Origin of the sequence: Taibaiella sp. KBW10 (assembly GCF_003852495.1) — a bacterium.
Taxonomy (GTDB): domain Bacteria; phylum Bacteroidota; class Bacteroidia; order Chitinophagales; family Chitinophagaceae; genus Edaphocola.
Window position 1 is genome coordinate 55763 of record NZ_QAJI01000004.1, and the last position, 24590, is coordinate 80352.

Sequence of the window (24590 nt, forward strand, 5' to 3'; positions counted from 1 at the left end):
TTATTTAACTGATATAACATAACAAAGCCTGCGCATATGCGCAGGCTTTGTCATGTTATATCAGTTTGTTTTTGTCCGGATCAGCACAATAAATGCTCTATCTGCTTAAAGGTAGTATTACAAGATTTTTGTTCCCAAAGCATGCCGTAGATGTGTTTCATTATAGGCATGTCGATTCCGATGGCGTCAATCACCGTCTTCATACCGACAGAAGCATAATACCCCTCTGCAACCATATTCATTTCGGCCTTTGCGGCGCTCACCGAATACCCTTTGCCTAATAAAGCGCCAAAAGTACGGTTGCGGCTGTGTGGAGAATAACAAGTAACCAAAAGGTCGCCCAAATAGGCACTGGTATGAAAATCGGGTGTGGGTTCCTCCAGGCTTTTTTGTTGGAAATGCAGGGAGAGGAACCGGTACATTTCGCGGTAACAGTTCGTAATATAAACACTCAGGAAATTATCACCATAGCCTAAACCATGCGCAATACCTGAGCCGACCGCATAGATATTTTTCAAAACAGCTGCATATTGACTGCCCCAAAGATCATTATTGGTCGTGGTGCGCAAATAAGGGGTTTCGAATAAAGAGGCGATCTGCAGGCTTTCGGCAGCAATCGTTCCTGAAAAAGTGAGGTAGGAAAGTCTTTCCTGCGCTACCTCTTCCGCGTGACAAGGGCCTGTGATGGCAAAATACTGATTGATGTCCATATCGAAATGATCAATCAGGTATTCCTGCAACAATTGGTGTTGCTCTGGTAAAACGCCTTTAATGGCAGAGATGATTTTTTTGTTTTTGAATCCGTCTTTGGGTATCTGTTGTAAGATATCCAGCATATAGGCCGATGGAATACACATCACCAGAATATCACATTCCTGGATCATGAAATCAAGGTCTGTAGTAGGGTGGATAAGGCTTCGGTCAAAAACGACAGAAGAGAGGTATTGCTCATTATGTCCCTTTTCGATCAGGTGTTGTACCGCTGCTTCACTGCGCATCCACCAGGAGATTGTGTGTTGATTTTCCGTTAATAATTTTGCTAAAGCCGTAGCCCAGCTCCCATTGCCGATTACCCCTATCATGTACCCTGTATTGTTGTTGTCGGGACAAAGATAAAAGTTTTCCCCTTGCTTTGCAATTCTCAGAGCCGAATACCAAAATTGAGCCTTATCTTTGCGGATCAAAAAAATATAACATGAAAGACAAAAAAGCATTAGTGCGTTTTGGCTGGGTAGCCATTCTGGAAGGGATTTCTTTTATCTTATTATTACTGGCTATGCTCATGAAATATGACATCATCGGAGATGTCGAAATGGGCAAAGCATTAGTGAAAAATATTGGTATGGCACATGGGGTCTTATTTGTACTCTATACTTTATTGTTGATTCAATGTTGGACACAATACTCCTGGAAAATTGGTAAATCTGCTTTATATTTCATTTTATCTTTCCTGCCATTGGGCACTTTCTGGGTAGATAAACAAGTGAAAAAAGAGATCAATCGTTTGGCGGTAAACTAAACTATGCGTTATTTTTTAGAAGTCAGTTATGACGGATTGTCTTTTCACGGCTCCCAATTACAGGGCGACCTGCCTACAGTGCAATATGCAGTAAATAAAGCCTTAAGTACCTTATTAAGGGTGCCGATAGAGAGTTTCGGTGCAAGCCGTACCGATGAAGGGGTACATGCTTTGGGCAATTTTTACCATTTTGATTACGAGGGGGAATTACATCCGCATACGGTGTACAAACTAAATGCTTTACTGCCGCTGAAAATAGCGGTGGTGAATCTGTATGAAGCGAAAAATCCGGAAATGAATGCGCGTTTTGATGCCCTCAGCCGGAGATACCGCTACAAAATATACAAAGCAAAAAATCCGTTTAAGCAGGGTAGGGCGCTGTTTCATCCTTATCCCCTGGATGTGGCGACACTCAACGAAACGGCTGCCGTTTTGAAAGAATACCTCGATTTTGAAACTTTTTCAAAACGCAACACGCAGACCTTTACGTTTAAGTGTACTATTTTTCAATCTTATTGGGAAGAGAACGACGATGAACTACATTATGTTGTAGAAGCCAATCGCTTTTTAAGAGGAATGGTACGTGCTTTGGTGGGTACGCAGATCAAAGTGAATAAACAGCCGGGATCGGTAGCATTATTCAAATCCATTATTGAATCGAAAGACTGTTGCCGTGCTGATTTCAGTGTGACGGGCAACGGTTTATACCTTGAAGCCGTTAACTTTCCGGAAGATACCCTGATCAATATCAGCAACCACCGCATATAAGACCTGAAACCACGAATTTTAGTATCTTTGTCGCTTTATCAATAAATAATTCTCAGAAATATTGCTTTATGCCTGTTTTTAAATTTAAAGTTTCCTGGATTGATGATGACAACATTAATCGTAGTATTGCATTGACCAATGGACAATCTTTTTTGCAATTTCATGAAGCGATATTAACTGCATTTGAATTTGAAAAAAAGACTGCCAGTGCCGTGTTTTATGAAAGTAATGAAAAGCATATAAAAGGCAGGGCTATCTCCTCCGAGGTATTGGTCAACAAAAAAGATGCTCCGGCTTTATCGATGCTGAAAACACCTGTTTCTGCCCTGATTGACAATCCGGATAAGAAATTTATTTACGAATTTGATCCTGTAAAAAACTGGTCTTTCTTTGTGGAACTGATCGGCATTGACAAAGAAGAGAATGCCAAAACGAACTACCCGCATTGTTTCTATAAAGAAGGCATTGCCCCGGCATTGACGGGTGCGAAGTCTTTGGCAGAAAATCGTATGGTAGAGATGGAAGAGAAGTATGACCTGGGTAAAGAAGAAATGGACGAAGGTTACGGAAGCGAAGGAGAGGAAGATGGCAATGATGATTCGGACGACAGCAGTTCAGATGAAGAAAGCTTCGGATCAGAATATAATGAGGAAGGAGAACAGTTTTAATGAAGGCTGCAAAAACACTTATCGTTATTGCAGGACCTACTGCTGTGGGTAAAACAGCCTTAAGTATTGCGGTCGCACAACATTTTAAGACCGCGATTATTTCGGCCGACTCCCGGCAATGTTACCAAGAAATGACTATAGGCACCGCTAAACCAAGCCCGGAAGAGCTTTTAGCGGTGCCACATTATTTTATCAATAGCCATTCTATTGAGGAGGCGCTCAATGCAGGTACTTATGAGCGTGAAGCTTTAGCGTATTGCGAGGCGATATTTTCCCTTCAGGATGTTGCGGTGCTCTGTGGTGGCACGGGTTTATATATAAAAGCCCTGTGTGAAGGAATCGATGAGATGCCTGCAGTAGATAAAGCCATCGAACAACAGATACAAAAATCATATGAAGAGCAAGGCTTGGCCTGGCTTCAGGAAGCGATAGCCGCAAAAGACCCGGCTTTTTTTGCACAGGCAGAGCAGCAAAACCATAGCAGGCTCATACGGGCTTTAGCGTTTATGGAAACCAACGGCGTATCCATCATGAACTATCGGAGCGGCGTAGTGAAAAAACGGCCTTTTAAAATCATTAAAATTGCATTGGATCTGCCTCGCGAAACGCTGTATGAACGTATAGATCGCCGGGTAGATATCATGATGGAGCAAGGGCTGATGGCAGAAATAACTGCCTTATACCCTTACCGGGAACTAAAGAACCTGCAAACGGTAGGTTACAAAGAGTTTTACGAAATGGGAGAATGGCCCCTGTCGGAGGCGCGTATTGCTGATGCATTAGTTAAAGTAAAACAGCATTCCCGCAACTATGCGAAACGGCAACTGACCTGGTTTCGAAAAGATCCGGAATTCAAATGGTTTAGGCCAGACGATTTAATTGCTATCCTGGACTATATCCAACAAGAACAACAACAATAAGCCGATGTTTTACGCTTTTCTATGTGTCGTCTTATTACAATATTTATTCGGGTTTATCTATCAGTATAAACCCGAAAAGCCATTGATATGCCCGGAAGATGCAGATTTGCCAAAGGTAAGCGTACTCATCTGCGGTAAGAATGAAGCCGCTAATTTCAAAAAACATTTACCCAAAATACTCGGTCAGCATTATCCCGCAACTGCTTTTGAAGTACTGGTAGTGGATGATGGTTCTACTGATGCCACGCAACAAGTGCTTCAGGAGTTACAGCAGCAGTATCCGCAGCTACGCATCCACAGCCTGAAGGAAGCAGAAGAGAAAAAATTTCCGGGTAAAAAGAATGCCCTTTACAAGGGGCTGCAGCATTGTACTTATCCTATTGTATTGCTGACCGATGCCGATTGTGTCCCTGCCAGCTCCGATTGGATACGCATCATGGCCGGCCACTACCAGCAGGCTAAAAATAAAAATCCCGAACAAGCATATTTTGTCCTGGCTTATGGTGCTTATCAGCAAGTCCCCGGTTTATTAAACAAATTTATCCGTTGGGAGACCGTCCATACCTTTCAGCAATACAGTTCCTGGGCCAAACTGGGTTTACCCTATATGGGCGTAGGCCGTAACCTGCTGTATGAGCGGGAAGCCGTACTCCGGACCCTGGACAATGATGAGGATTTTGCTCAAAAGTTTAAACAAACCCCATCCGGAGACGATGATCTGATTGTTGCCTATCTTGCCCATAAAGAGAATACCCTGGTTGTATCACAACCGGAAGCAAAAACGGTTTCGGAAGTCCATACTTCCTGGGCCGCATGGTGGAAACAAAAGACCCGTCACGTCTCTTCGGGAAAATATTATCCGGAAAAAATAAAAACGGCGCTTGGCTTATATGCCTTGTCTGCTTTTTTATACTGGATTACGGGACTATACTTATTGATCGCAGCCTTTACGCTGCAAATTAAAATCATTGTTTTACTTTTGATGCTGGGCAGGATACTGTTGTATGGCTATAATGCCCGTAAATGGTATCGCGCTTTGGATGAAAAAAACATAATATCATTTTATCTTACCGGTGACATCCTCTGGATGATATACAACATGGTGTTGTCGCCGTTTATTTTTTGGAAAAACAAACAACAATGGAAGTAGTTTTAAAATATTTTGACGATTTTTCGGAAACACAGTTAGGCCAATTTGCCGCCTTAGGGGATTTATATAAAGAATGGAACGAAAAGATAAATGTCATCTCCAGAAAGGATATTGACCAGTTATATACCAAACATGTCTTACACTCTTTGGCCATAACCACGATTTGTCCTTTTAATCCGGGGATGCGTGTGGTCGATATCGGTACCGGTGGTGGTTTTCCCGGCATTCCCTTGGCTATTTTTTATCCCGAAGTGGAATTTTTGCTGGTCGATTCTATCGGAAAAAAAATTAAAGTAGTACAGGAAGTGGCCGCGGCCATAGGCTTGAAAAATGTAACAGCAGTACATTCCCGTATCGAAAATATTCCCGAGAAGGATTTTGATTTTGTAGTGTCCCGTGCAGTGGCTCCCCTTAAAACACTTTGGGAATGGGCAAAGCCGATCATCAAGAAAGATAAGTCTACAGAACTCGCTAACGGACTGATTTGTTTAAAAGGCGGAGACCTGAACCAGGAAATTGTAGACAGTGATGTGCGTCCCTCTCTTTGGGAGATGGAAAATATATTTCCTAATGAAGGCTTTGAGGAAAAATTTGTCGTTTGGGTAGGTAAGAAATAAACTTGCTTTGGTATGTATATACCGATTGTAGCCGCAGACAACATAAGGAAATATCCTGTTTTTTGTTTTCGGATATCTTAACGGTTTTCGTTTCAATTTTCGGCCGTATCATTAGCATTAATCGGTTGAAAAACCTATTTTTGCCACTTACATACAAAAATAAACCCAGCTTTTTTGATGCTCAATAAGATAGTAGGAACCCTTTTACTCGTTACATTATTTGCTGCTCCGGTGTGGGCACAGAAAAATGTAACCAGGACCGATCTGCAGTCAAAAAGAGAAGCGATACTTCAGGAAATAAAAGATGCTCAGGCACTCCTGAACGAAGCGAAGGCAAGTCAGAATGTAACCCTTACCGAGTTAAAAGCGTTAAATCATAAATTAGAACTGCGTCAGCAACTGATCAATAATATTAATTTAGAGTTGACCAATATCTCTACCGACATCCGTACCACCAATACGGATATTACGGTTTTAAATGCGCAATTGAGCAAATTCAGAACCGATTATGCCCGTTCGGTACGCTATGCCTACAAGCATCAGGAGTCTCAAAACCTGATGTTATTTGTGTTCTCTGCCAATACGTTTAATGATATGATGCGCCGAATGGAGTACATGAAAAAGTACCGCCAGTACCGCACCATACAAGCCAATAAAATTCGCGAGATACAGGGAACCTTAAAACAAAAAGTAGGTTTTCTGAACAATAAAAAACTACAGAGGGGAGAATTGCTGGCTGCAGAGCAAGAACATAAATCTGCCATTCAGGCTGATGCGGATGAAACGCAAAAAGTAGCACAGGAATTAAAAGGCCAGGTTACCGATTTGTCGAGCCAGATTGCGAAAAATAAAAAAGCCGCCGCACAACTGGAAAGTGCGATTAAAATTCAAATTCAAAAAGAAATAGAAGAAGCGCGTCGCTTGGCTTTAGAAGAAGCCCGTCAAAGAGCCCTGGCAGAAGCCAAAGCCAAAGCGGCTGAGGAAACCCGTCGCAGAGCGGAAGAAGCCCAGCGCATGACGGAGTTGAACAGGCAAAAAGCGGTAGAGGAAGAACAAAAGCGTGCCGCTGATTTTGCCAGACAAGCGGAGCTTGCCCGTAAGAAAGCAGCCGATGATGCCGAACGCCAACGCCTTAAGGATATTGAAGACGCTAAAAAACGTAGAGAAGCCGCCGCAGCAGAAGAAAAGCGTATTGCGGATGCACAAGCCCGAGAAGAGCAACGCAAACGTAATGAAGAGCGTAATAAAGAGATTGACCGTAAGAAAGAAGAAGAACGCCAGAAGGAACTGACGCGCCAGAAAAAGGTAGCTGAAGATTTGGAAAAACAACGCCAGGCCGCCGCACAACAGGCCACGCAATACAAATCGGGCGGTACTGTGGTTACGATCAATAAAACCCCGACCACACCTTCCTCCGCAACGAGTACGCCTCCTGTGGTGAAGACCAATCCGGAAAGTATTTCTTATAAAAATATATTGACGCCTGACGTACAGGCTTTGTCCAATAACTTTGCAGCCAATAAAGGTGGATTACCCTGGCCTGTAGACCGTGGATTGATTGTTGCGCCTTATGGTAATTATCAACACCCGATAGAGAAAAGTGTTACCCTCAGTAACTCCGGTATTGATATCGGTACCAGTGCCAGTGCACCGGTGAAGGTCGTATTCTCCGGTGTTGTCACCAAGATTTTCTCTGTGCCGGGTATGGGCGTCACCGTATTGGTTAGCCATGGTCAATACTATACGGTATACAGCAAGTTGTCCAGTGCTACCGTAAGTGTGGGCACCAAATTGACGACCAGACAAACAGTAGGTTTTGCCGGTAAAAATGATGAAGGCGACAATGTAGTGCACTTTGAAGTATGGAAAGTAGGTGATAATGGCTCTATTTCCAATACCAATCCTATGGGCTGGATTGTGCCCCGATAATTATATTAACGTTTAATTTAAAATATTAATTTCACCCATATCGTTTAAGACATTATGAAATTAGCTTTCTGGAAAAAGAAAAAAGATCCGAATAAACCAAAGAAACCTATATGGCGGGAATGGCTTGATGCTGCCGTATTTGCTATCGTAGCCGCAACCATTATCCGGATGTTCTTTATAGAAGCCTATACCATTCCCACCGGGTCTATGGAAGGAACGCTTAAAGTAAATGATTATTTATTCGTCAGTAAAATGGCTTATGGAGCGCGTTTACCCAACACCCCTTTGTCGGTGCCTTTAGTACATAATACCATGCCTATATTTGGTGGTAAATCCTATAGCGAGGCCGTTAAATGGGGCTACCATCGCTTGCCTGGTTTCGGAAAAGTAAAACGTAATGATATTGTTGTGTTTAACTTCCCGAATAATGACACGGTTGTACTGGAAGATCCGGCGCAGGATTATTACCAATATGTAAGGGTACAGGGCAGGGAACAGGTTTGGAATACCAAAACCATCATTACCCGGCCGGTCGATAAAAAAGAAAATTATATCAAAAGATGCGTAGGTATCCCGGGCGATAAAGTTGAGATTAAAGAAGGCGTATTGTACATCAATGATAAAATAGCGGATTTGCATCCGCATCAGCGCATTGACTATTTAGTAGGCGGAACGGCACAATTATCAGCCGACTTTATGGAGGAAAACTTTATTGTGTTTAAAGGGTATACACAAAATAAAGAAGCCGTGTACGATATGGAGTATTCTGCAGTGGATAAAGTGAAAAAGGTGGCGGGTGTTACCGATGTAAAACCGTTTTCCCTGATTCCTGCGGGCAACCCGGGACCGGTGGATTACTGGACATTCCCTTTTGATACGGCAAATTTTAAATGGAACCAGGATAATTATGGCAGCATGATCGTACCTGCAAAAGGAACGACAGTGCAGTTGAATCCGCAAAATATTGCTCTGTACCGAAGAATCATCCGCGTATATGAAAATAACCCTGGCTTTGTCGAGAAGGATAACCAGTTCTTTATGGATGGAAAGGCAATTACTGCTTACACATTCAAGATGGATTACTACTGGATGATGGGCGATAACCGCCATGGTTCTGCGGATTCCCGCTTTTGGGGATTTGTACCTGAAGATCATATTGTAGGTAAGGCATCCTTTGTATGGTTGAGTTATGGTAACGGAGATGGTAATGTCTATAACAGCAAAGGAATGCGCTGGGGCAGGATTTTTAGAACTGTTGGCAACCTGGAAAACTAAAGAAACATAATTTTTATAAAACGAGAGCAGCCCTTATATCAAGGGCTGCTCTCGTTTTATGCCTGATGCGCGAAAATAGATGGGACTCCATATTTGAACCGCTTAGCAGATTGCCGCATAATTATTTTGAGAGGGACATGCTTATTTGATATATTTGCCTTCCTATTCATTCATAAATTTTATCAACCATGCGAAAATTGCTTCTTTTATGCAATTTCTTTTGTGCCCTTTCCCTGGGTGCACAAGCCAAAACCGTACGTGCCTTATTTATTGGCAACAGCTACACTGCGGTCAACGATTTACCCAATCTGGTCAATAAGCTGGCACTAGGTAGCCAGGATGTGCTGACCTATGCGGCCTCTTCTCCCGGAGGCTATACCTTTCAGCAACATTTTACCAATACGGCAACCCTGAACCTGATCAACCAGGGCAATTGGGATTATGTCGTATTGCAGGAGCAAAGCCAATTGCCCAGTTTTCCCGACGGGCAGGTCACCTCGAGCGTATATCCCTATGCTAAGAAGCTTGATAGCCTCATCCATATACACAGCCCTTGTGCAAAAACCGTATTTTATGTAACCTGGGGACGCAAAAACGGCGATGCCGGCAACTGCTCTAACTTTCCTCCTGTTTGTACCTATGCCGGTATGGACAGCCTGTTGCAACTGCGTTATACCAATATGGCACAACAAAATGCTGCAGTATTATCGCCCGTTGCGATGGTTTGGCGCCGTTTGCGCAATAGTGCGCCAGGCATTAATTTATACGATGCAGATGAGAGCCACCCTTCTATGCATGGGTCCTTTGCTGCCGCCTGTACTTTTTATGCCATCATGTTTCAGAAAAGCCCTCAGTTGAGTACCTATAATGCCACTTTAAGTACTGCTGATGCACAGCTCATCAAAACAGCTGTAGTGACGACTGTTTATGACAGTCTGGTCTATTGGAATCGCTTTGTACCGGCAGTATCAGCCGACTTTACTGTTGCTGTTTCCGGTGCGACGGCTACGTTTACCAATACCTCTCTGCATGCAAGCGTGTATGACTGGAATTTCGGAGACGGACAAACCGCGCAAACCCTAAACCCACAGCATACTTATGCGGCTACCGGTACTTATTCAGTACGGCTGATCGCCCAATGCACTGATACGATCGTGAAAACGGTTGAAATTGGTAGTCTGAGTATTCGCGATCAGGAAAAAAATAATAAGGTACAAGTCTACCCCGTGCCGGCACAGGAGCAGTTATACCTGAATTATGGATCGGATATCCGCATTACCAGTATGTATATGACGGATATGACCGGTAAGAAAATCCTTAAAAGTTTTAACCCCGCGTTGAAAAGCCTTTCGGTTAAAGAATTGGCTACAGGTACCTATTGGTTATGCCTCAGTACCAACCAAGGGATGATCACAAAGAAAATAATCGTTCGCTAATCAAGTTTTGCTTTAAAGCAATAGCAACCCGTATATATCTCAGGCTCCGGTTTCTTTACATAGCTAAAGAAACCGGAGCCTTATTGTTTAGAACGGGGGTAACCTTACCTTAGGAAATCTTACAAATAAAAAACAAAATAGTGTAAGTATGTCGGAAGATGATGAGCGAACTTTGTATCCTAAACAAAATATATTATGGAACATACGTTCAGATTCAAAACGAATATTAAGTGTAATGGTTGTGTGGCGACAGTACAGCCGACATTAGATGCAGAAAAAGCAATCACTTCCTGGGCAGTAGCGACAACCGAGCCGGATAAAATATTGACGGTAAACAGCGAAAGTCTTAGCGAAGAAGAGATCATCAATCTTGTTAAACTTGCGGGCTTTAAAGCAGAATCCCTGTAAATTTGTACCTATGCATCAGGCCCTTAATAATATCTTCAAGCCAATCAAATGGATTTTTAAAAAGCTTTTTACCAAAAGCTGTTGTCGTTAAACCTATGTTCCCAATGGAAGCGCAAGAAAATATTCCTGAATTTACTTTAGAAGCCCTGGCCGGGCAGCTCAGAAGCCCCTCGGGTACTGCTGGTGTTTCGGTTGGACATACCATGCACGAGTCCAATATCGCAATGACGCGAAACGCCTTTACGGCATTGGGTCTTCAGGAAGGCGATCATATACTCGAACTGGGTCATGGTAACGGGCATCATTTGAAAGAGATCTTAATGTCGATACCGGAATTGCAGTATTACGGTCTGGATATTTCAGCGCTCATGCATAAAGAAGCCACCGATTTTTGTGATGCAGTACAGCTACAGGAGCAGGTTTCTTTTGGGTTGTATGATGGGCGAACACTTCCTTTTGAGGACCACGTTTTTGATAAAATAACGACCGTCAATACGCTGTATTTCTGGGCCGATCCCCTGGCTTTGATGCAGGAACTGTACCGCGTATTAAAGCCGGGAGGCCTATGCAGTATTGCGTTTGTAGATAAAGCTTCAATGGATCAATTACCTTTTACGGAATTTGGCTTCACTAAATATGATCGTTCTCATTTTGAAGTATTGATGAGCAATACACCATTTATACTGAATAGAATACCGGAGTATACAGAAATGGTGCGCAACAAAATGGGACAGGAAATGACGCGGCGATATTATGTTGCCGTATTACAAAAACCATAACAATGAAGGCGGCATTTCTTGGGTTTGCAAAACAAGTGGAACAAAGTACCGGCTTATCATTTTTCGAAAATCCGGGAGTCGACAATTTGTGTTTTGCTACAAATCCAGAACTGCGTGCGGTGTATAAATCATACTTTACTACAGCAGATTTATGGCATTATATTTTTGCCCTGATGCCCGGGGTAAATGAAGAGCAGCTTGAGTTCGCAAGTATTCCTTTGCCTGAAAATGCCGATGCTTTTTGGTGTTTTCTGCATGAATAATTTGGATGTCATATTTGGAAAATGAATAGAAGAAAAATGTTTACGATAGCAGGATGGTCATATATATTGTTTATGGTAAGCATAGCTTTTTGAATCACAAAAAGCAAGTCCGGTAAAAACTTGCTTTTGTTTATGGTTCAAAAAGAGGTTTAAAATAGACCTTCGGTAGATAGATATCGTTCTCCTGTATCATAGTTGAATGTCAATACCCTGGCCTCTTTAGGCAGGCTTTCTATTTTCTGAGCAACTGCTGCCAAAGACGCACCGGTAGAAATGCCGACCAAAACACCTTCCTTTTGTGCGATGGCTCTGGCATAGGCAAATGCAGATTCTTTGTCTATTCGGATGATCTCATCAATAAGTGCCGATTGGTATATCTGTGGAATGAAACCTGCACCAATACCTTGTATCGGATGTGGCCCCGGAGCACCACCGCTCAACACAGGCGATAATTCGGGCTCTACAGCAATAACCTTTAATTGTGGCCATTTTTCTTTTAATACCGAGGCGATGCCGGTAATGTGCCCTCCTGTACCGACACCCGTAATGAGGTAATCAATACCTTCCGGAAAGTCGTTCAGAATTTCTACAGCAGTCGTTTTTTGATGGATGGCCACATTGGCCGGATTATTGAATTGTTGGGGCGACCAGGCATTGGGAATGGTTTGTAGTAATGCCTCCGACCGTTCAATCGCGCCTTTCATGCCTTTCTCTCTTGGGGTCAGTTCAAATTCTGCGCCATAAATTTCCATCAGTTTTCTCCTTTCGACACTCATCGATTCTGGCATCACCAGGATCACTTTATACCCTTTTACCGCAGCAACCATTGCCAACCCTATACCGGTATTGCCAGAAGTGGGTTCTATAATCACACTGTCGGGTTTTAAGATGCCTTTTTGTTCTGCATCTTCAATCATGGCCAGGGCAATGCGATCCTTAATACTGCCGCCGGGATTGGCTCTTTCTAATTTTATCCATACCAGACGGTCCGTTCCGAACAGTTTATTAAGATGGAGACTGGGACTATTGCCTATGGTTTCTAAGATGGATTGTACTTTCATTTGTTTATATTTTAAAAGATTAAATTGAAAAATTGATACTGTCCTGGTGGCTGGGTTTGGCCTTTACGATCATTTCGCTTTTATGAAAGACCATTGTTTGCGGGGGCACCGATTCTGTGATCCAGACATTACCCCCAATGATGGCGCCCGTGCCGATATGTGTATCGCCGCCTAGTATGGTAGCATTGGCGTATATCGTGACCTGATCCGCTATCGTGGGATGTCTTTTCTTATCTGCTTTATCTTTACGAACACTCAAAGCACCAAGAGTAACACCCTGGTAGAGGGTTACCTCGTTGCCTATAACGGTTGTCTCGCCAATCACCACGCCCGTACCATGATCAATAAAGAAACGCTTTCCGATAGTGGCAGCAGGGTGAATATCAATGCCGGTCTTGCTATGCGCTATTTCTGCAATCAAGCGTGCCAGGATAAAGACTTCCTGCTGCCATAAATAATGCGCAATCCGGTGTATGGCTACAGCAAAGAATCCGGGATAGCTGAGCAGCACTTCATGAGTCGATTTTGCAGCCGGATCCGATTGCAGCACTGCACTGAGGTCTTCGGTCAGTTGCAGATGAATTTCATTCAGCGCCGCAAATAATTGCCTGGACAAATGTGCAGCTGCAGTTTCTGTAAACTGTTCTTGCTGCAATAATGTTTGTAATAAATATTGCAGCGCTGTTTCCTTCTGTTCAAAATGTGTATAGCTTACAAATTCGGCTTTAGTGGCGAACAGCCAGGAAAATAATTCAGTGATCCAGTAATGGGCTTTTTCTGTGTCGAGAAAGATGCGGTGTACCAGGAAATTCCTTTGGTATAAACCTTTATTTTTTGAAATAATATCCACCGTATGATTGGTTTTAGAAATAAAAAAATGCCCAGGCATGAGCAAGGGCATTTGTGTGAACTATATAGACAGACGTGGCTACATGACAATACCGCTTGCGGGATCTACCCACATTGTACAACAGCATTGACAGCACATCATTGTAATCATGATTCTCTTTTTTTCTTTACAAATTTGCTAAACTATTTTGTCAAAACAAATTATTTTCTCTTAAATAAATGCTATTTTATGAATGCCCTAGGGGCCGAGCAGACTGCCCAATGCTTTAATCCCTTCTTTCAGCTGTGTTGCAGAAAGGGCGCCGTAGCTTAGGCGAAAACCATTTGTGTCCTGCCTGTAGCTGTATTGATCCGGGGGCGTTATTTTAATCCCTTTAAGGGACAACTGCGCCGCAATCTTGTGCCAATTAACCGTTTGTAAAGGCATAATCCAGAAGGCAAGACCACCTTCCGGCAGGTGATAGGTTACCTTACCCGATAAGTATTGGTCTATTAAAGTGGCACATAGATCGCGCTTGGCTTTATAGTGATGGATACCCTTTTTAAGATGCCGGCTTATGGTTCCTTCTTCCATAAGTTGCAATACGGCTTGTTCCATAATCGCATCGCCTTGCACATCAATTATTTTTCTTAAGGCCGCTATTTTTTCCAGCAATGCAGGATGACTCACGATATAGCCCATACGTAATGCCGGCGCCACCACCTTACTCATGGTGCCGATATATACATAATGCATGATCGTATCTAGGCTGCAAACCGGTAATATCGGCCGATAGGCAAAGTGAAATTCATTGTCGTAATCGTCTTCGATAATGGTGAACCCATATGCTTGCGAGAGGCGAACGAGTTCCAGTCTTCTTTGCATACTCAGGGTTACCGTAGTAGGGTATTGATGGTGTGGGGTGATGTAGATTGCCTTTATCTTTTTATACTTCTTCAGGTATTGTATTACATCTTCGATGAGCAAACCTTCCCGATCCAAACGTAGGGGCAGGAGCTTTGCGCCGGAATGTTCAAAAGCCTGCCAAGCGGGTTGGTATCCCGGATCTTCTATCATCACATAATCTCCTTTTTCGAGCAGGCATTGTGCGGTGAGGTATAGCGCCATTTGACTACCCCTGGTCACACAGATCTGTTCGCTGCCGATGTGCATCGCCCGGTGATGGTTCAGCATTTTAGCCAATGCAGCCCGGAAGGCAGCATTCCCATAAGCGTCGGTATAGCCCATCATCTGCCCTTTGGCCTTTGTATTGAAAATACGCCGGTAAGCCCTTGCCAATGCTGCTACAGGTGCTATTTTACTATCCGGATGCCCATCGTCAAAGACGATATGATGCCTTTTTATTGGAGTAGGCTCGTCTTCTTTGATTGCCTGCTGCTTTCTTTTTGTAGCAAGGGGAAGGTGCTCTGATACAAATATGCCTTTACGCTCCCGGGCCATCACCCACTCTTCATTGATCAGGATTTGCAAGGCTTCGACTACAGTATTCCGGTTCACTTTTAACTGACTGGCTAAGGTTCTGCTGCTCGGAAGTGCCTCACCGCTTTTAATCCTTCCGGAACGGATAATCCCGATAAGGGTATCCGCTATTTGCAGGTATACCGCTTTCTCTGACTGATAGTTTAATTGGATGTCTAATTCCCAGGGTCTGATCATCTGGACTACTTATATTTCTAAAAACTGTACCATATTGCTAGTCCAAATGTACGCTACTTTTGAAGGGCAATGATGCAAAAACAAATAATTTTTTAATCATGAACCAGAAAGAAATGAAAACAGCCTCCAAACAGTTCAGCTCTAAAGATTTTCACGAAACGTTTGCCAGGCCTGTGTATGTAAGACCGGCTAAGTTTATCCATGCTGATGTAGCAGCAGAAGGCGTACACGACCAGTTCTCAGCGGAACGGAAACACCCGGTTTTCTTTGTTGATCTGCCGAGTAAGAATGTGAGTATGACAATAGGAGGCTTATTGCCCGGACAATTGACCAACCGGCACCGGCATACTTATGAAACCGTTTTGTATGTATTGGAAGGAGTGGGCTATACAGAAATTGAAGAGGAGCGGGTGGCCTGGAAAGCCGGCGATGCCGTATACATTCCTTCCTGGGCATGGCACCGGCATCAAAATACAAGCGATACCCTTGCGGCAAAATATATTGCCTGTGAAAACGCACCGCAATTGCAAAACCTTGGTGTCGCGCTTAGAGAAGAGGAAGGCCGTGATTTGTAAACAACACAGGCTGCTCTCATCTCCTGATTTATCTCTTCATATTTCAAAATCTTAAAAATGACAAACAATTTGTTTAAAGGAATTATTGCTTATCCGATCACGCCTTTTGATCAAAATGAAAAAGTGGATTTGCAGCTGTATCGTAGCTTGCTCGAAAGGCTGATTGTCTCAAAAGTTCATGCTGTAGCACCTTTAGGAAGTACGGGTGTATTGCCTTACCTCAACGATGAAGAAAAAGAAGCCCTCACAGAAGCAAGTGTACAACAGGTAAAAAGCCGGGTGCCCGTGTTGGTTGGTGTATCAAACCTGACGACAGAACGTACGGTATACCATGCGCAATTTGCAGAAAAAGCCGGCGCTGATGCGGTCATGATCATTCCGATGAGCTACTGGAAACTTAGCGACGATGAAATCGTACAACATTACGACCGGGTGGCGTCCAAGATCGGCATTCCGATTATGGCTTATAATAATCCGGCTACCGGTGGGGTAGATATGAGTCCTGCATTATTGAAACGCTTGCTGCAGATTCCTAATGTAACAATGATTAAAGAGAGTACCGGAGATATACAACGCATGCACTACCTAAGAAAAGAACTGGGTGCGGAAGTCGATTTTTATAATGGGGCTAATCCTTTGGCATTGGCGGCTTTTGCAGCGGGTGCTACCGGATGGTGTACTGCAGCGGCTAATTTAATACCCGATTTGACGATTCGCCTCTATGAGGCCGTGCAGGAAGGACCGCTGTCTGTTGCTCAGGAGATTTTTTACCGGCAGTTTCCTTTATTAAAGTTTATCGTAGAAATGGGTTTACCCAGATCCATACAGGCCGGTTTAGCGCTTTTAGGTACAGATGCCGGGCATTTGAGAAGCCCTTTGAAAGCGCTGGATACAAAGGATGTAGCCACACTCCGGGAAATATTGGCCGGATTATCCTGAATTAAAAACCCTGCTCCATTTGGAGCAGGGTTTTTAAATTATCTGGTCTGGAGACCGATTACTGAATGATTATTTTTTGTGTGGTACTGCTACCATCGCTGGATAAATGTAACATATACACACCTGCCGCAATCCCTTTTACATTGATATTTTTGGTGGTGGTACCTACATTACAATCAAAGGCATCTTTCAAGATGGTTTGTCCCAGTGTTGTGCTCAGTTCCATCTGTACTTTTCCTGTAAAGCCTTGTGCCTGTACTGTGAACGTACCATTGTTTGGATTAGGATATACACTCACATGCTTGCTTAAGTCCGCATCATTGATTTTTAATGGAGAACCAACTGTGAATGAATAGAAAATCTGTGCACCAAAATCAGCACCAAAAGTTTTAAGTGTTTGTCCGTTATTACCATTTAAGATGGAGAAGGAACCACTGCCCTGAGCAGTAGATGCCCACCATTCCAAACCATCACCTACACCACCGGCACCATTATCGTCTAAGGTTAAGGTATAACAATTGTAAGGCAGGCTAAGAGTGTCGTTGTAAATGGTATTGGCTGCCATTCCTGTTTTAGACAAAATTACATTGCCCGCAAGGTCTCTTATGGTCAACGTATTTTCCTGAGGCCTGTTATTGGTTTTCAATCGGATGATCACCTTTTGTGTTGGTAATACATCCGGAAGGTTGTATTTGGAATAACCGGTATCGTTTACAGCATATTCATCGGTGGTATTATTGACACCGGCTATTCTTGCAATAAAGCGATTCGTGTTATCACCCACCCAGAAAGCTGCTGTGTTTACAGGGAGGTCTACTACAGCCGTATCTAAAAACTTAAGATTACCGGTCCAGTTAAAGGTTTGCTCTTGACCACCGGACACTTTATATTTAATTACAGCTTGTGTCAGGTTGTTTTTGCCATCATTCCTTAAGATAACTTGTGGATTCACACAAATAGGATTCATGCGGGATAAAACAAAAGCATCACTTGGTTTGCGGATACTATAGATTTCTGCATCATTATTTCTGCCCGGTGTTTTGTACTCAATCAGTTGCAGACCTACACGATAATTACCATTATACGTATTTTCATTACCTGCCGGAGCCGGTGCAATCTGGTAGTCAAGGTTGATCGATCCGCTGTTGATGTATTGGGATACATTCATGTCATGTGATTCGATAATGTCTCCCGGACACCATCCCTCACGACGGTATACCCAGGTACCTCCTTGCGGGAAAATTGGGTTTACAGAACAATCAGTGCGCTCGATACGGAAGGTCTTAATGGTTTGTCCATTCGATTTGTAGAAATGATCATTATACATAAACTCACAACAACCATTAGGGTAGGAAGGGCCGGCATTTTCTGCACCGCCATGACCACTGATATAGCTTCTGAATTTAGCTTGATTCGTTCCTGTTTTTAAGCTGATGTTTTTGGGAGATAATACGTTTTCTGTAACAATAGATCCGTAGGTATAGCTGCCATGGCCATTTTGTGTCCAGGGTTGCGTCACATGGTTAACTTCTGCCGGAGGATCACCTTTGATGAAGGCAAATTTCACATCCTGAAGCTCTTGTGTGCTACCCACCTCAAGGTCTACCGTATCTTGTAACAGTTGATAGTAATCGGTAACGTCATAAATACGGGTACGGCCATTGCCCAGGCTCAGGTTAATGCCATAAGGAGATATACTGCGGCCGATTTCATACTGTACGGTATTGCTATACCAGTTGATGGTGTTATTGTTTAACAGATTTGCTGAAGGGTTCAGGGTAGAATCCACCAGCACATTATTTAAGTAGGTATAGCTGTATTTTTTGGTCCATACCTTCATCGTATCTGTGCAGATTGCGGGGTTTACCGGGGAATTGTCGCTGATAATGTGATTTGCACCAGGATTACCATAGATATATACCGTTGTTGGTGCCAGGAATACCGTATCGGTTACCAGTACAGAATCTAAACTAGTGGTATAAGTATTGCGCTCAAACTGAATTTGCGGGCGCCAGTTTAAAGGCTGGGCATTGTAATAATAATCTCTTGGTTTTACTTTTTGCCACCACAGGTTGCTGTTGATGTCTCCCTGAGGTTGACCAACCGGAGAGGCATCCTGTACACTGAAGCTGCTGCCACTATTGATTTTATAGTCTGCTTTCAAATGGCTGTATTGCGGATGGCTTGCCGTGATGTCTTTACCAACCCATGCTTTGATTTCTGCATCGGAAAGTTTTTTATCCCAAATACGTAAGTGCGATAATTTACCCAAATAGTTATAGCCCCCTTCTCTGGATTCACCCAAAAAGAAATCGGCATTATCATTGTTAATTGAGGTGTTCAGGCCTGTTTTACGTTTGGTAAACACCAGCTTGCCATTCATGTAAAAGCGGATCGTATCCGTTGCATAAGTAATGGTCAGTTGTTTCCATGCATTTTTAGTATTCGGGCCGGAGAAAATTCCTTCGCCACTTGCAGCGGAACTCCACATGTTTAAACGATAGTTATTGTTCGGGCTTGTGGTACGCATGGTGAAATCGGCATTGTTTAAGCCGCGGCGTCCGGCACTGAACAGCGTACCTTCTGGCGAGATAAACGAATCCACATTCATCCATAACTCATACGTGCGCGGAGCTGTTCCGGTAAACATATTCAGGTTGCGCGGAAAACGGACGTTACCTCCTGAATTTTGAAAAGTGCTTAAGCTGTAATTTCCGGTAATACTATACAGACCGGCAGGGTAGGTGGTATTGTCTCCCATTAAATTATTAGCTGTGGCAGTACTGTTGTTGTCAAAAGAAAAATCGATCAGCAAATGTGCTGTACCATTCCAGTTAAACGGTGTGTTGAACTGAAAATTATTAAGCCCTGCTGTGGTCACCACCCGGTTGAAGTTATAGACCCTGGTCAGGGTATCGACTTCCATGGCATTCACACTAAAGCTATCATAAGGTACTTGTCTGATGCGGATTTGCAGGTTATTGATGGTGGCACTGGCACCTTGGAAGTTAAGTTTAATACCAGTTATATTTCCTGCAGTCATTCCTGATGCGGTCAGTTCGGAAGCCTTCCAGATAAACTGTGCTCTTTCTTTACCCACGGCAAGATTGAAGGGGTGAGGCTGTGCCGTAGTGGCGGTACCTACTGTGAAATTGCTTGCAGCCGTATTGGTCGGGATGGTATTATAAATATAAGACTTATACAGATTGTAATGCGGAGTGTTTGCATATCGCAAGGTATCCGGGCTGGATCCGTCATACAATTTAAAATAACGGCCGGTCTTTGCCGTTGAGTCTAAGATACCGCGATGGTCGTATATATTATTGAAATAAATATAATCCCACTCACCACACGCATAATTGCCATCACCTGAAACGGTAGGATAGCATTTGATATTAAAATACATCAAAATCTTTCGGTAATTTTCATTAGCCGTCGGGAAATTGAATTTGGCTCTTCTTGTCCACAATGAGTCGAATGTGTAGGTCTGCACCCATGTGGTATCCTGAGCATTTGTTTTGGCAAGCGGTAGTAGCATAGCCAATACCAACACAAAACATAAGGAGTAATTAATTTTTTTCATAGTTTGTTAACGTTTGATTTAAAAATATGACTTACGAAAATAACATATTTTTTTATATTATTTAAGAATTCTTTTGCTTCCCGATACAGCGGTTATAGACAAAGAAAATGCAGCAGGTAATAAGCCTGCTGCATTTTCTTTGTCTAAATATTATTGATTACCTAATATGGCAATCGAAGGGAAAGCGCATTATCTTTTCAATAAAGCCAATTCCAAAACCTCTTTCATTTCAGTCACATAATGAAATTTTAATCCTTTGATAAAAGAAGGGGTGATCTCTTCAATATCGCTTCTGTTTTGGGCACAAAGAATAATTTCTTTCGCACCGGAGCGTTTTGCCGCCAATACTTTTTCCTTAATGCCTCCTACAGGAAGCACCTGCCCGCGAAGGGTAATCTCGCCGGTCATGGCAAGACGACTGCGTACTTTGCGTCCCGTAAAGGCAGAAGCAAGTGAGGTCAGCATCGTGATGCCGGCACTTGGGCCATCTTTGGGTTGCGCCCCTTCAGGTACATGGATGTGTACATTGGTTTCTTCAAAGCGTTCGACAGGAATATTGTATGTGGCTCCATGTGCTTTCAGATAAGATAAAGCGGTTGTGGCACTTTCCTTCATGACATTACCGAGATTGCCCGTTAAGGTGAGTCCGCCCTTGCCTTTGCTTAAAATCGTTTCAATAAATAAGATATCGCCGCCTACATAAGTCCAGGCCAGCCCCATCACAATACCCGGTATATTAACGCTGGCATATTCATCATTCATATACACTGGCTTACCCAGAGAGTCCTGGATAAACGCGGCGCTGATCGCCGGGTTTACTTTTTTATTGGTGGCTACATCCATCGCTACATGGCGCATGACCCCTGCAATCTTACGATCCAGTTCCCGCACACCCGATTCTCTGGTGTAGCTTTCTATAATTTGTTGCAATACATTATTGCTAAAGTTGAGCTTCAGATTGGCTAAACCGTGCGCTTCTTTTTGTTTGGGAATGAGGTGCTTTTTCGCAATCTCAATTTTCTCTTCAATGGCATAACCACTCAGGTTGATCACTTCCAGCCGGTCTCTTAATGCCGGAGGAATGGCACCCAGGTTGTTTGCTGTAGCGATGAACAGGACTTTTGACAGGTCATATTCCAGTTCCAGGTAGTTATCATAAAAAGAGTGGTTTTGCTCAGGGTCCAGGATCTCCAGCATTGCAGAGCTAGGATCTCCTTTAAAGTCTTTACCCAATTTATCAATCTCATCAAGGATAAAAACCGGATTGGATGATTTTGCTTTTTTTAGTGACTGTATGATCCTTCCCGGCATGGCACCAATATAGGTTTTACGGTGTCCGCGCAATTCGCTTTCATCGCTTACCCCGCCTAAGCTCAGGCGCACAAATGTTCTATTGATCGCTTTAGCAATCGAATGTGCCAAAGACGTTTTACCAATACCCGGAGGGCCTACAAAACACAAGATCGGCGACTTCATGTCTCCTTTTAGTTTCAATACAGCCAGGTATTCCAGGATGCGTTCTTTGATTTTCTCCATACCGAAATGATCACCGTCCATTACTTGCATTACCTTTTTAAGGTCATATTTGTCGGTAGTGAACTCATTCCAGGGCAATTCCAGCATCAGTTCGGCATGATTATACACCACTGAATAATCCGGGGTGCTTGGATGCATGCGTTCCAGCTTTTCAATATCTTTATAAAAGGCTTCTGCCGTTTTCTCATTCCATAGTTTTGCTTCTCCACGTTTTCTCAGGTCAGACAGTTCCTTTTCATTACCATCATTCAGCTCATCCTTAATTGATTTCAGTTGTTGCTGTAAGAAGTATTCTCTTTGCTGTTTGTCCATCTCACCGCGTGCCTTATTGGTGATCTCGTTTTTGAGTTCGGCCATCTGCAAATCCGCTTGTAAGAGTGTAAAAAGATTTGCGGTACGTTCTCTTATGTCATTGATTTCCAGCAATCTTTGCTTTTCAATTAATTTAGTATCCAGATTCGTCGCGATAAAATGGATTAGGAAAGAATGGCTTTCGATGTTTTTGAGCATCATACCCGTTTCGATCTGAATATTGGGCGATAATTGTACAATACGCTCGGCAATATCCTTCATAGAAGAAATCATTGCGTCATATTCTTTATCCACCTTCGGAAACTTATCTTCCAGGTATTTGACCTCGGCCTTAAGATAAGGGCTATCCTGAGTATACTTCTTTATTTCGAAGCGCATTCTGCCCATGATGAACAGGGTCGTATTGCCATCGGGTAGTTTGATCTGTTTAATGATCTTGGCAACCGTACCTACAGAATATATTTCTTCAGTGGTTGGATTTTCATTATTAGAATCCTGCTGTGCCAGCACCCCGATAAAACCATCTCCTTTCTGCACTGCCTCAATCGCTTGCAGCGATTTATCTCTGGCTACCGTAATCGGAAGGACTACATTCGGAAATAAGACCGTATTGCGCAGGGCAATAATCGGCAATTCTTTAGGGAGTTTCTTTTTATCTTCTTCCTGAATTTCCATTTCTCCAAGGGGGACTATGGGCAGAAATTCCAAATCGTTCGTGTTGCTATTTTGTATTAAGTCCTTAAAATTCATCAAAAATATTTTTTTTCGTCTTGAGTTATGTATGACAAGATGTCAATATTGCAGACAATTCCCTAGAATATTGACGTATACCTTATAGGGTTCAATTAATATGCCAAAAATATATTGCTGAAATAATTTCAGTATTTTAAATTAGGCATTTACTTTTGTAGAAAATAACGATTATGAAAAAACTAATTACAGCGTCTTTAGCAATGTTGTGTATGCATGCTGCTTATGCTCAGGAACCTGCTCCCGAAAAAGCATCAAGAAGCCACTATGCCAATAAAAAGGGTAAAATAGGATCAGTATATATGTCTACACAAATGGACGGTTACATTTTGTCTACTGCCATGATGGAAAAAGGAGCTAGTACTAAATGGACGACGCCTCGTTTTACTGCATTTTTGCATATCGGTGCTACAGCCCATATTAATTTTAATGATAATTTTGGTTTGTTTAGCGGATTAGGGGTTAAAAACATTGGTTTTATTGAGAAATTTAGTGGTAATGACTCTACCGTAAAACGCCGTGTATATACTATCGGCATTCCTTTAGGGATTAAAGTTGGTAATATGTCTGGTACGTATGCTATGTTAGGTGGGGGTTTAGATATTCCATTCCACTTTAAAGAAAAGGGATTTGTAAAGAGAAGTAGTAAAGTAAAGCAAACGGAATGGTTTAGCCAGCGTAATGAGACCCTGATGCCTTATGTATTCGTAGGGGCTCATTTCAAACCCGGCGTGAATCTGAAATTGCAATATTACCCGACCAATTTCCTGAATACTGATTTTAAACAAACGGTAAATAATGTTACGACACAACCTTATGCCGGTTATAAGGTGAACCTGGCCATGGTTACTTTAGGAATTGATATTCCTTATCGTCCTAAATTTGATTAAAATATCGTTTAAGACCTTATTTTGAAAGTGGTTTGTGTATGCAGTAAGCTTGGTTTACGGTACACAAATCACTTTTTTATGTTACCTTTGCCCACTTATTATACATAGAATAACATTTTAGATGATTTTACCAATTGTAGCCTACGGACATCCTGTACTGAGAAAAGTATGTGCTGATATAGACGCAAATTACCCTGATTTAAAAAAGTTGATTGCCGATATGTGGGAAACCATGTACCACAGCAACGGAGTAGGGGTTGCCGCTCCACAGATCAATAAAGCAATACGTTTGTTTGTGATTGATACAGAACAAATTGTAGAAAATTTTGATGAGGAAGACCGTAAGGAATACCCTAATGAAAAACCGATAAAAAGCGTTTTTATTAATGCACATGTTGTGCGTATGGAAGGCGATGAATGGGCGTATAACGAAGGTTGTCTGAGTATCCCGAAAATAAGAGAAGATGTGATGCGTCCCTCCAAGGTAACTTTAGCTTATCTTGACGAAAACTTTGCTGCTCAGGAAAAAACATTTGACGGCATCACCGCCCGGGTGATCATGCATGAATATGACCATATTGACGGAAAATTATTTATCGATTATCTGGCACCGATTAAAAAACGCCTGATCAAGAAAAAATTAGACGATATTTCGAAAGGAAAAGTAAGCATGGGATACAGAATGATCTATCCTAAATAATCATAT

At 42.7% G+C, this 24590-nt stretch carries 22 protein-coding genes; 16 read left to right on the plus strand and 6 right to left on the minus strand.

What is annotated here, in order from left to right; all coding sequences use genetic code 11:
- Positions 1 to 80 precede the first annotated feature (80 nt).
- Complete coding sequence (locus DBR32_RS07930) at positions 81 to 1082, minus strand: NAD(P)H-dependent glycerol-3-phosphate dehydrogenase (protein WP_124635781.1); 1002 nt, start codon at positions 1080 to 1082, stop codon at positions 81 to 83.
- Positions 1083 to 1195: 113 nt separating this feature from the next.
- Between DBR32_RS07930 and DBR32_RS07935 the strand changes: the two genes are divergently transcribed.
- The 12 genes from DBR32_RS07935 to DBR32_RS07990 all read left to right on the plus strand — a co-directional run bounded on the left by DBR32_RS07935 (position 1196) and on the right by DBR32_RS07990 (position 11732).
- On the plus strand, positions 1196 to 1519 hold the full coding sequence (locus tag DBR32_RS07935; RefSeq protein WP_124635782.1) for a DUF3817 domain-containing protein: 324 nt from the start codon (positions 1196 to 1198) through the stop codon (positions 1517 to 1519).
- Positions 1520 to 1522: 3 nt separating this feature from the next.
- The gene (locus DBR32_RS07940) at positions 1523 to 2287 is read left to right on the plus strand and encodes a tRNA pseudouridine(38-40) synthase TruA (RefSeq protein ID WP_124635783.1); all 765 of its coding nucleotides are present in this window, start codon (positions 1523 to 1525) and stop codon (positions 2285 to 2287) included.
- 68 nt (positions 2288 to 2355) lie between these two features.
- Entirely contained in the window at positions 2356 to 2955 is a 600-nt protein-coding gene (locus DBR32_RS07945) for a hypothetical protein (RefSeq protein WP_124635784.1), read from the plus strand.
- A complete protein-coding gene (gene miaA / locus DBR32_RS07950) occupies positions 2955 to 3875 on the plus strand; it encodes a tRNA (adenosine(37)-N6)-dimethylallyltransferase MiaA (protein ID WP_124635785.1) in 921 nt (306 codons plus the stop codon). Before DBR32_RS07945 ends, miaA begins: the two co-directional genes overlap by 1 nt.
- A 4-nt stretch (positions 3876 to 3879) precedes the next feature.
- Positions 3880 to 5025, plus strand: a complete 1146-nt coding sequence (locus tag DBR32_RS07955; protein WP_124635786.1) for a glycosyltransferase — start codon at positions 3880 to 3882, stop codon at positions 5023 to 5025.
- Positions 5016 to 5642, plus strand: a complete 627-nt coding sequence (gene rsmG / locus DBR32_RS07960; RefSeq protein ID WP_124635787.1) for a 16S rRNA (guanine(527)-N(7))-methyltransferase RsmG — start codon at positions 5016 to 5018, stop codon at positions 5640 to 5642. The genes DBR32_RS07955 and rsmG overlap by 10 nt, the downstream gene beginning before the upstream one ends.
- 177 nt (positions 5643 to 5819) lie before the next feature.
- Entirely contained in the window at positions 5820 to 7571 is a 1752-nt protein-coding gene (locus tag DBR32_RS07965) for a M23 family metallopeptidase (RefSeq protein WP_124635788.1), read from the plus strand.
- A gap of 54 nt (positions 7572 to 7625) precedes the next feature.
- Entirely contained in the window at positions 7626 to 8846 is a 1221-nt protein-coding gene (gene lepB, locus DBR32_RS15795) for a signal peptidase I (protein ID WP_124635789.1), read from the plus strand.
- A gap of 188 nt (positions 8847 to 9034) precedes the next feature.
- Positions 9035 to 10282, plus strand: a complete 1248-nt coding sequence (locus tag DBR32_RS07975) for a PKD domain-containing protein (RefSeq protein ID WP_124635790.1) — start codon at positions 9035 to 9037, stop codon at positions 10280 to 10282.
- Between the two features lie 195 nt (positions 10283 to 10477).
- Complete coding sequence (locus DBR32_RS07980; protein ID WP_124635791.1) at positions 10478 to 10690, plus strand: heavy-metal-associated domain-containing protein; 213 nt, start codon at positions 10478 to 10480, stop codon at positions 10688 to 10690.
- A gap of 104 nt (positions 10691 to 10794) precedes the next feature.
- Positions 10795 to 11469 (plus strand): class I SAM-dependent methyltransferase, encoded by a 675-nt coding sequence (locus DBR32_RS07985; protein ID WP_158605940.1) that lies wholly within the window; start codon positions 10795 to 10797, stop codon positions 11467 to 11469.
- Between the two features lie 2 nt (positions 11470 to 11471).
- Positions 11472 to 11732, plus strand: coding sequence for a hypothetical protein (locus tag DBR32_RS07990; protein ID WP_124635793.1), 261 nt, complete (start codon positions 11472 to 11474; stop codon positions 11730 to 11732).
- 149 nt (positions 11733 to 11881) lie between these two features.
- Here the strand turns inward: DBR32_RS07990 and cysK are convergent, their stop codons facing one another.
- The 3 genes from cysK to DBR32_RS08005 form a co-directional block, all read right to left on the minus strand.
- The gene (gene cysK / locus DBR32_RS07995; RefSeq protein WP_124635794.1) at positions 11882 to 12793 is read right to left on the minus strand and encodes a cysteine synthase A; all 912 of its coding nucleotides are present in this window, start codon (positions 12791 to 12793) and stop codon (positions 11882 to 11884) included.
- Between the two features lie 19 nt (positions 12794 to 12812).
- Complete coding sequence (gene epsC / locus DBR32_RS08000) at positions 12813 to 13643, minus strand: serine O-acetyltransferase EpsC (protein ID WP_233559688.1); 831 nt, start codon at positions 13641 to 13643, stop codon at positions 12813 to 12815.
- Between the two features lie 237 nt (positions 13644 to 13880).
- Complete coding sequence (locus DBR32_RS08005) at positions 13881 to 15299, minus strand: PLP-dependent aminotransferase family protein (RefSeq protein ID WP_124635796.1); 1419 nt, start codon at positions 15297 to 15299, stop codon at positions 13881 to 13883.
- A 98-nt stretch (positions 15300 to 15397) separates the two neighbouring features.
- Between DBR32_RS08005 and DBR32_RS08010 the strand changes: the two genes are divergently transcribed.
- Positions 15398 to 15874, plus strand: a complete 477-nt coding sequence (locus DBR32_RS08010) for a cupin domain-containing protein (RefSeq protein ID WP_124635797.1) — start codon at positions 15398 to 15400, stop codon at positions 15872 to 15874.
- Positions 15875 to 15931: 57 nt separating this feature from the next.
- Positions 15932 to 16813: a dihydrodipicolinate synthase family protein gene (locus DBR32_RS08015; protein WP_124635798.1), complete on the plus strand. Its 882-nt coding sequence runs from the start codon at positions 15932 to 15934 to the stop codon at positions 16811 to 16813.
- Positions 16814 to 16871: 58 nt separating this feature from the next.
- Here DBR32_RS08015 and DBR32_RS08020 read toward each other — a convergent pair whose 3' ends face one another.
- Positions 16872 to 20396, minus strand: a complete 3525-nt coding sequence (locus DBR32_RS08020) for a LamG-like jellyroll fold domain-containing protein (RefSeq protein WP_124635799.1) — start codon at positions 20394 to 20396, stop codon at positions 16872 to 16874.
- Between the two features lie 189 nt (positions 20397 to 20585).
- On the minus strand, positions 20586 to 22994 hold the full coding sequence (gene lon, locus DBR32_RS08025) for an endopeptidase La (RefSeq protein ID WP_124635800.1): 2409 nt from the start codon (positions 22992 to 22994) through the stop codon (positions 20586 to 20588).
- Positions 22995 to 23167: 173 nt separating this feature from the next.
- Between lon and DBR32_RS08030 the strand changes: the two genes are divergently transcribed.
- Together DBR32_RS08030 and def are read left to right on the plus strand one after the other, a co-directional pair.
- Positions 23168 to 23884 (plus strand): outer membrane beta-barrel protein, encoded by a 717-nt coding sequence (locus DBR32_RS08030; RefSeq protein ID WP_124635801.1) that lies wholly within the window; start codon positions 23168 to 23170, stop codon positions 23882 to 23884.
- Between the two features lie 121 nt (positions 23885 to 24005).
- Positions 24006 to 24584: a peptide deformylase gene (def, locus tag DBR32_RS08035; RefSeq protein WP_124635802.1), complete on the plus strand. Its 579-nt coding sequence runs from the start codon at positions 24006 to 24008 to the stop codon at positions 24582 to 24584.
- Positions 24585 to 24590: the final 6 nt, after the last annotated feature.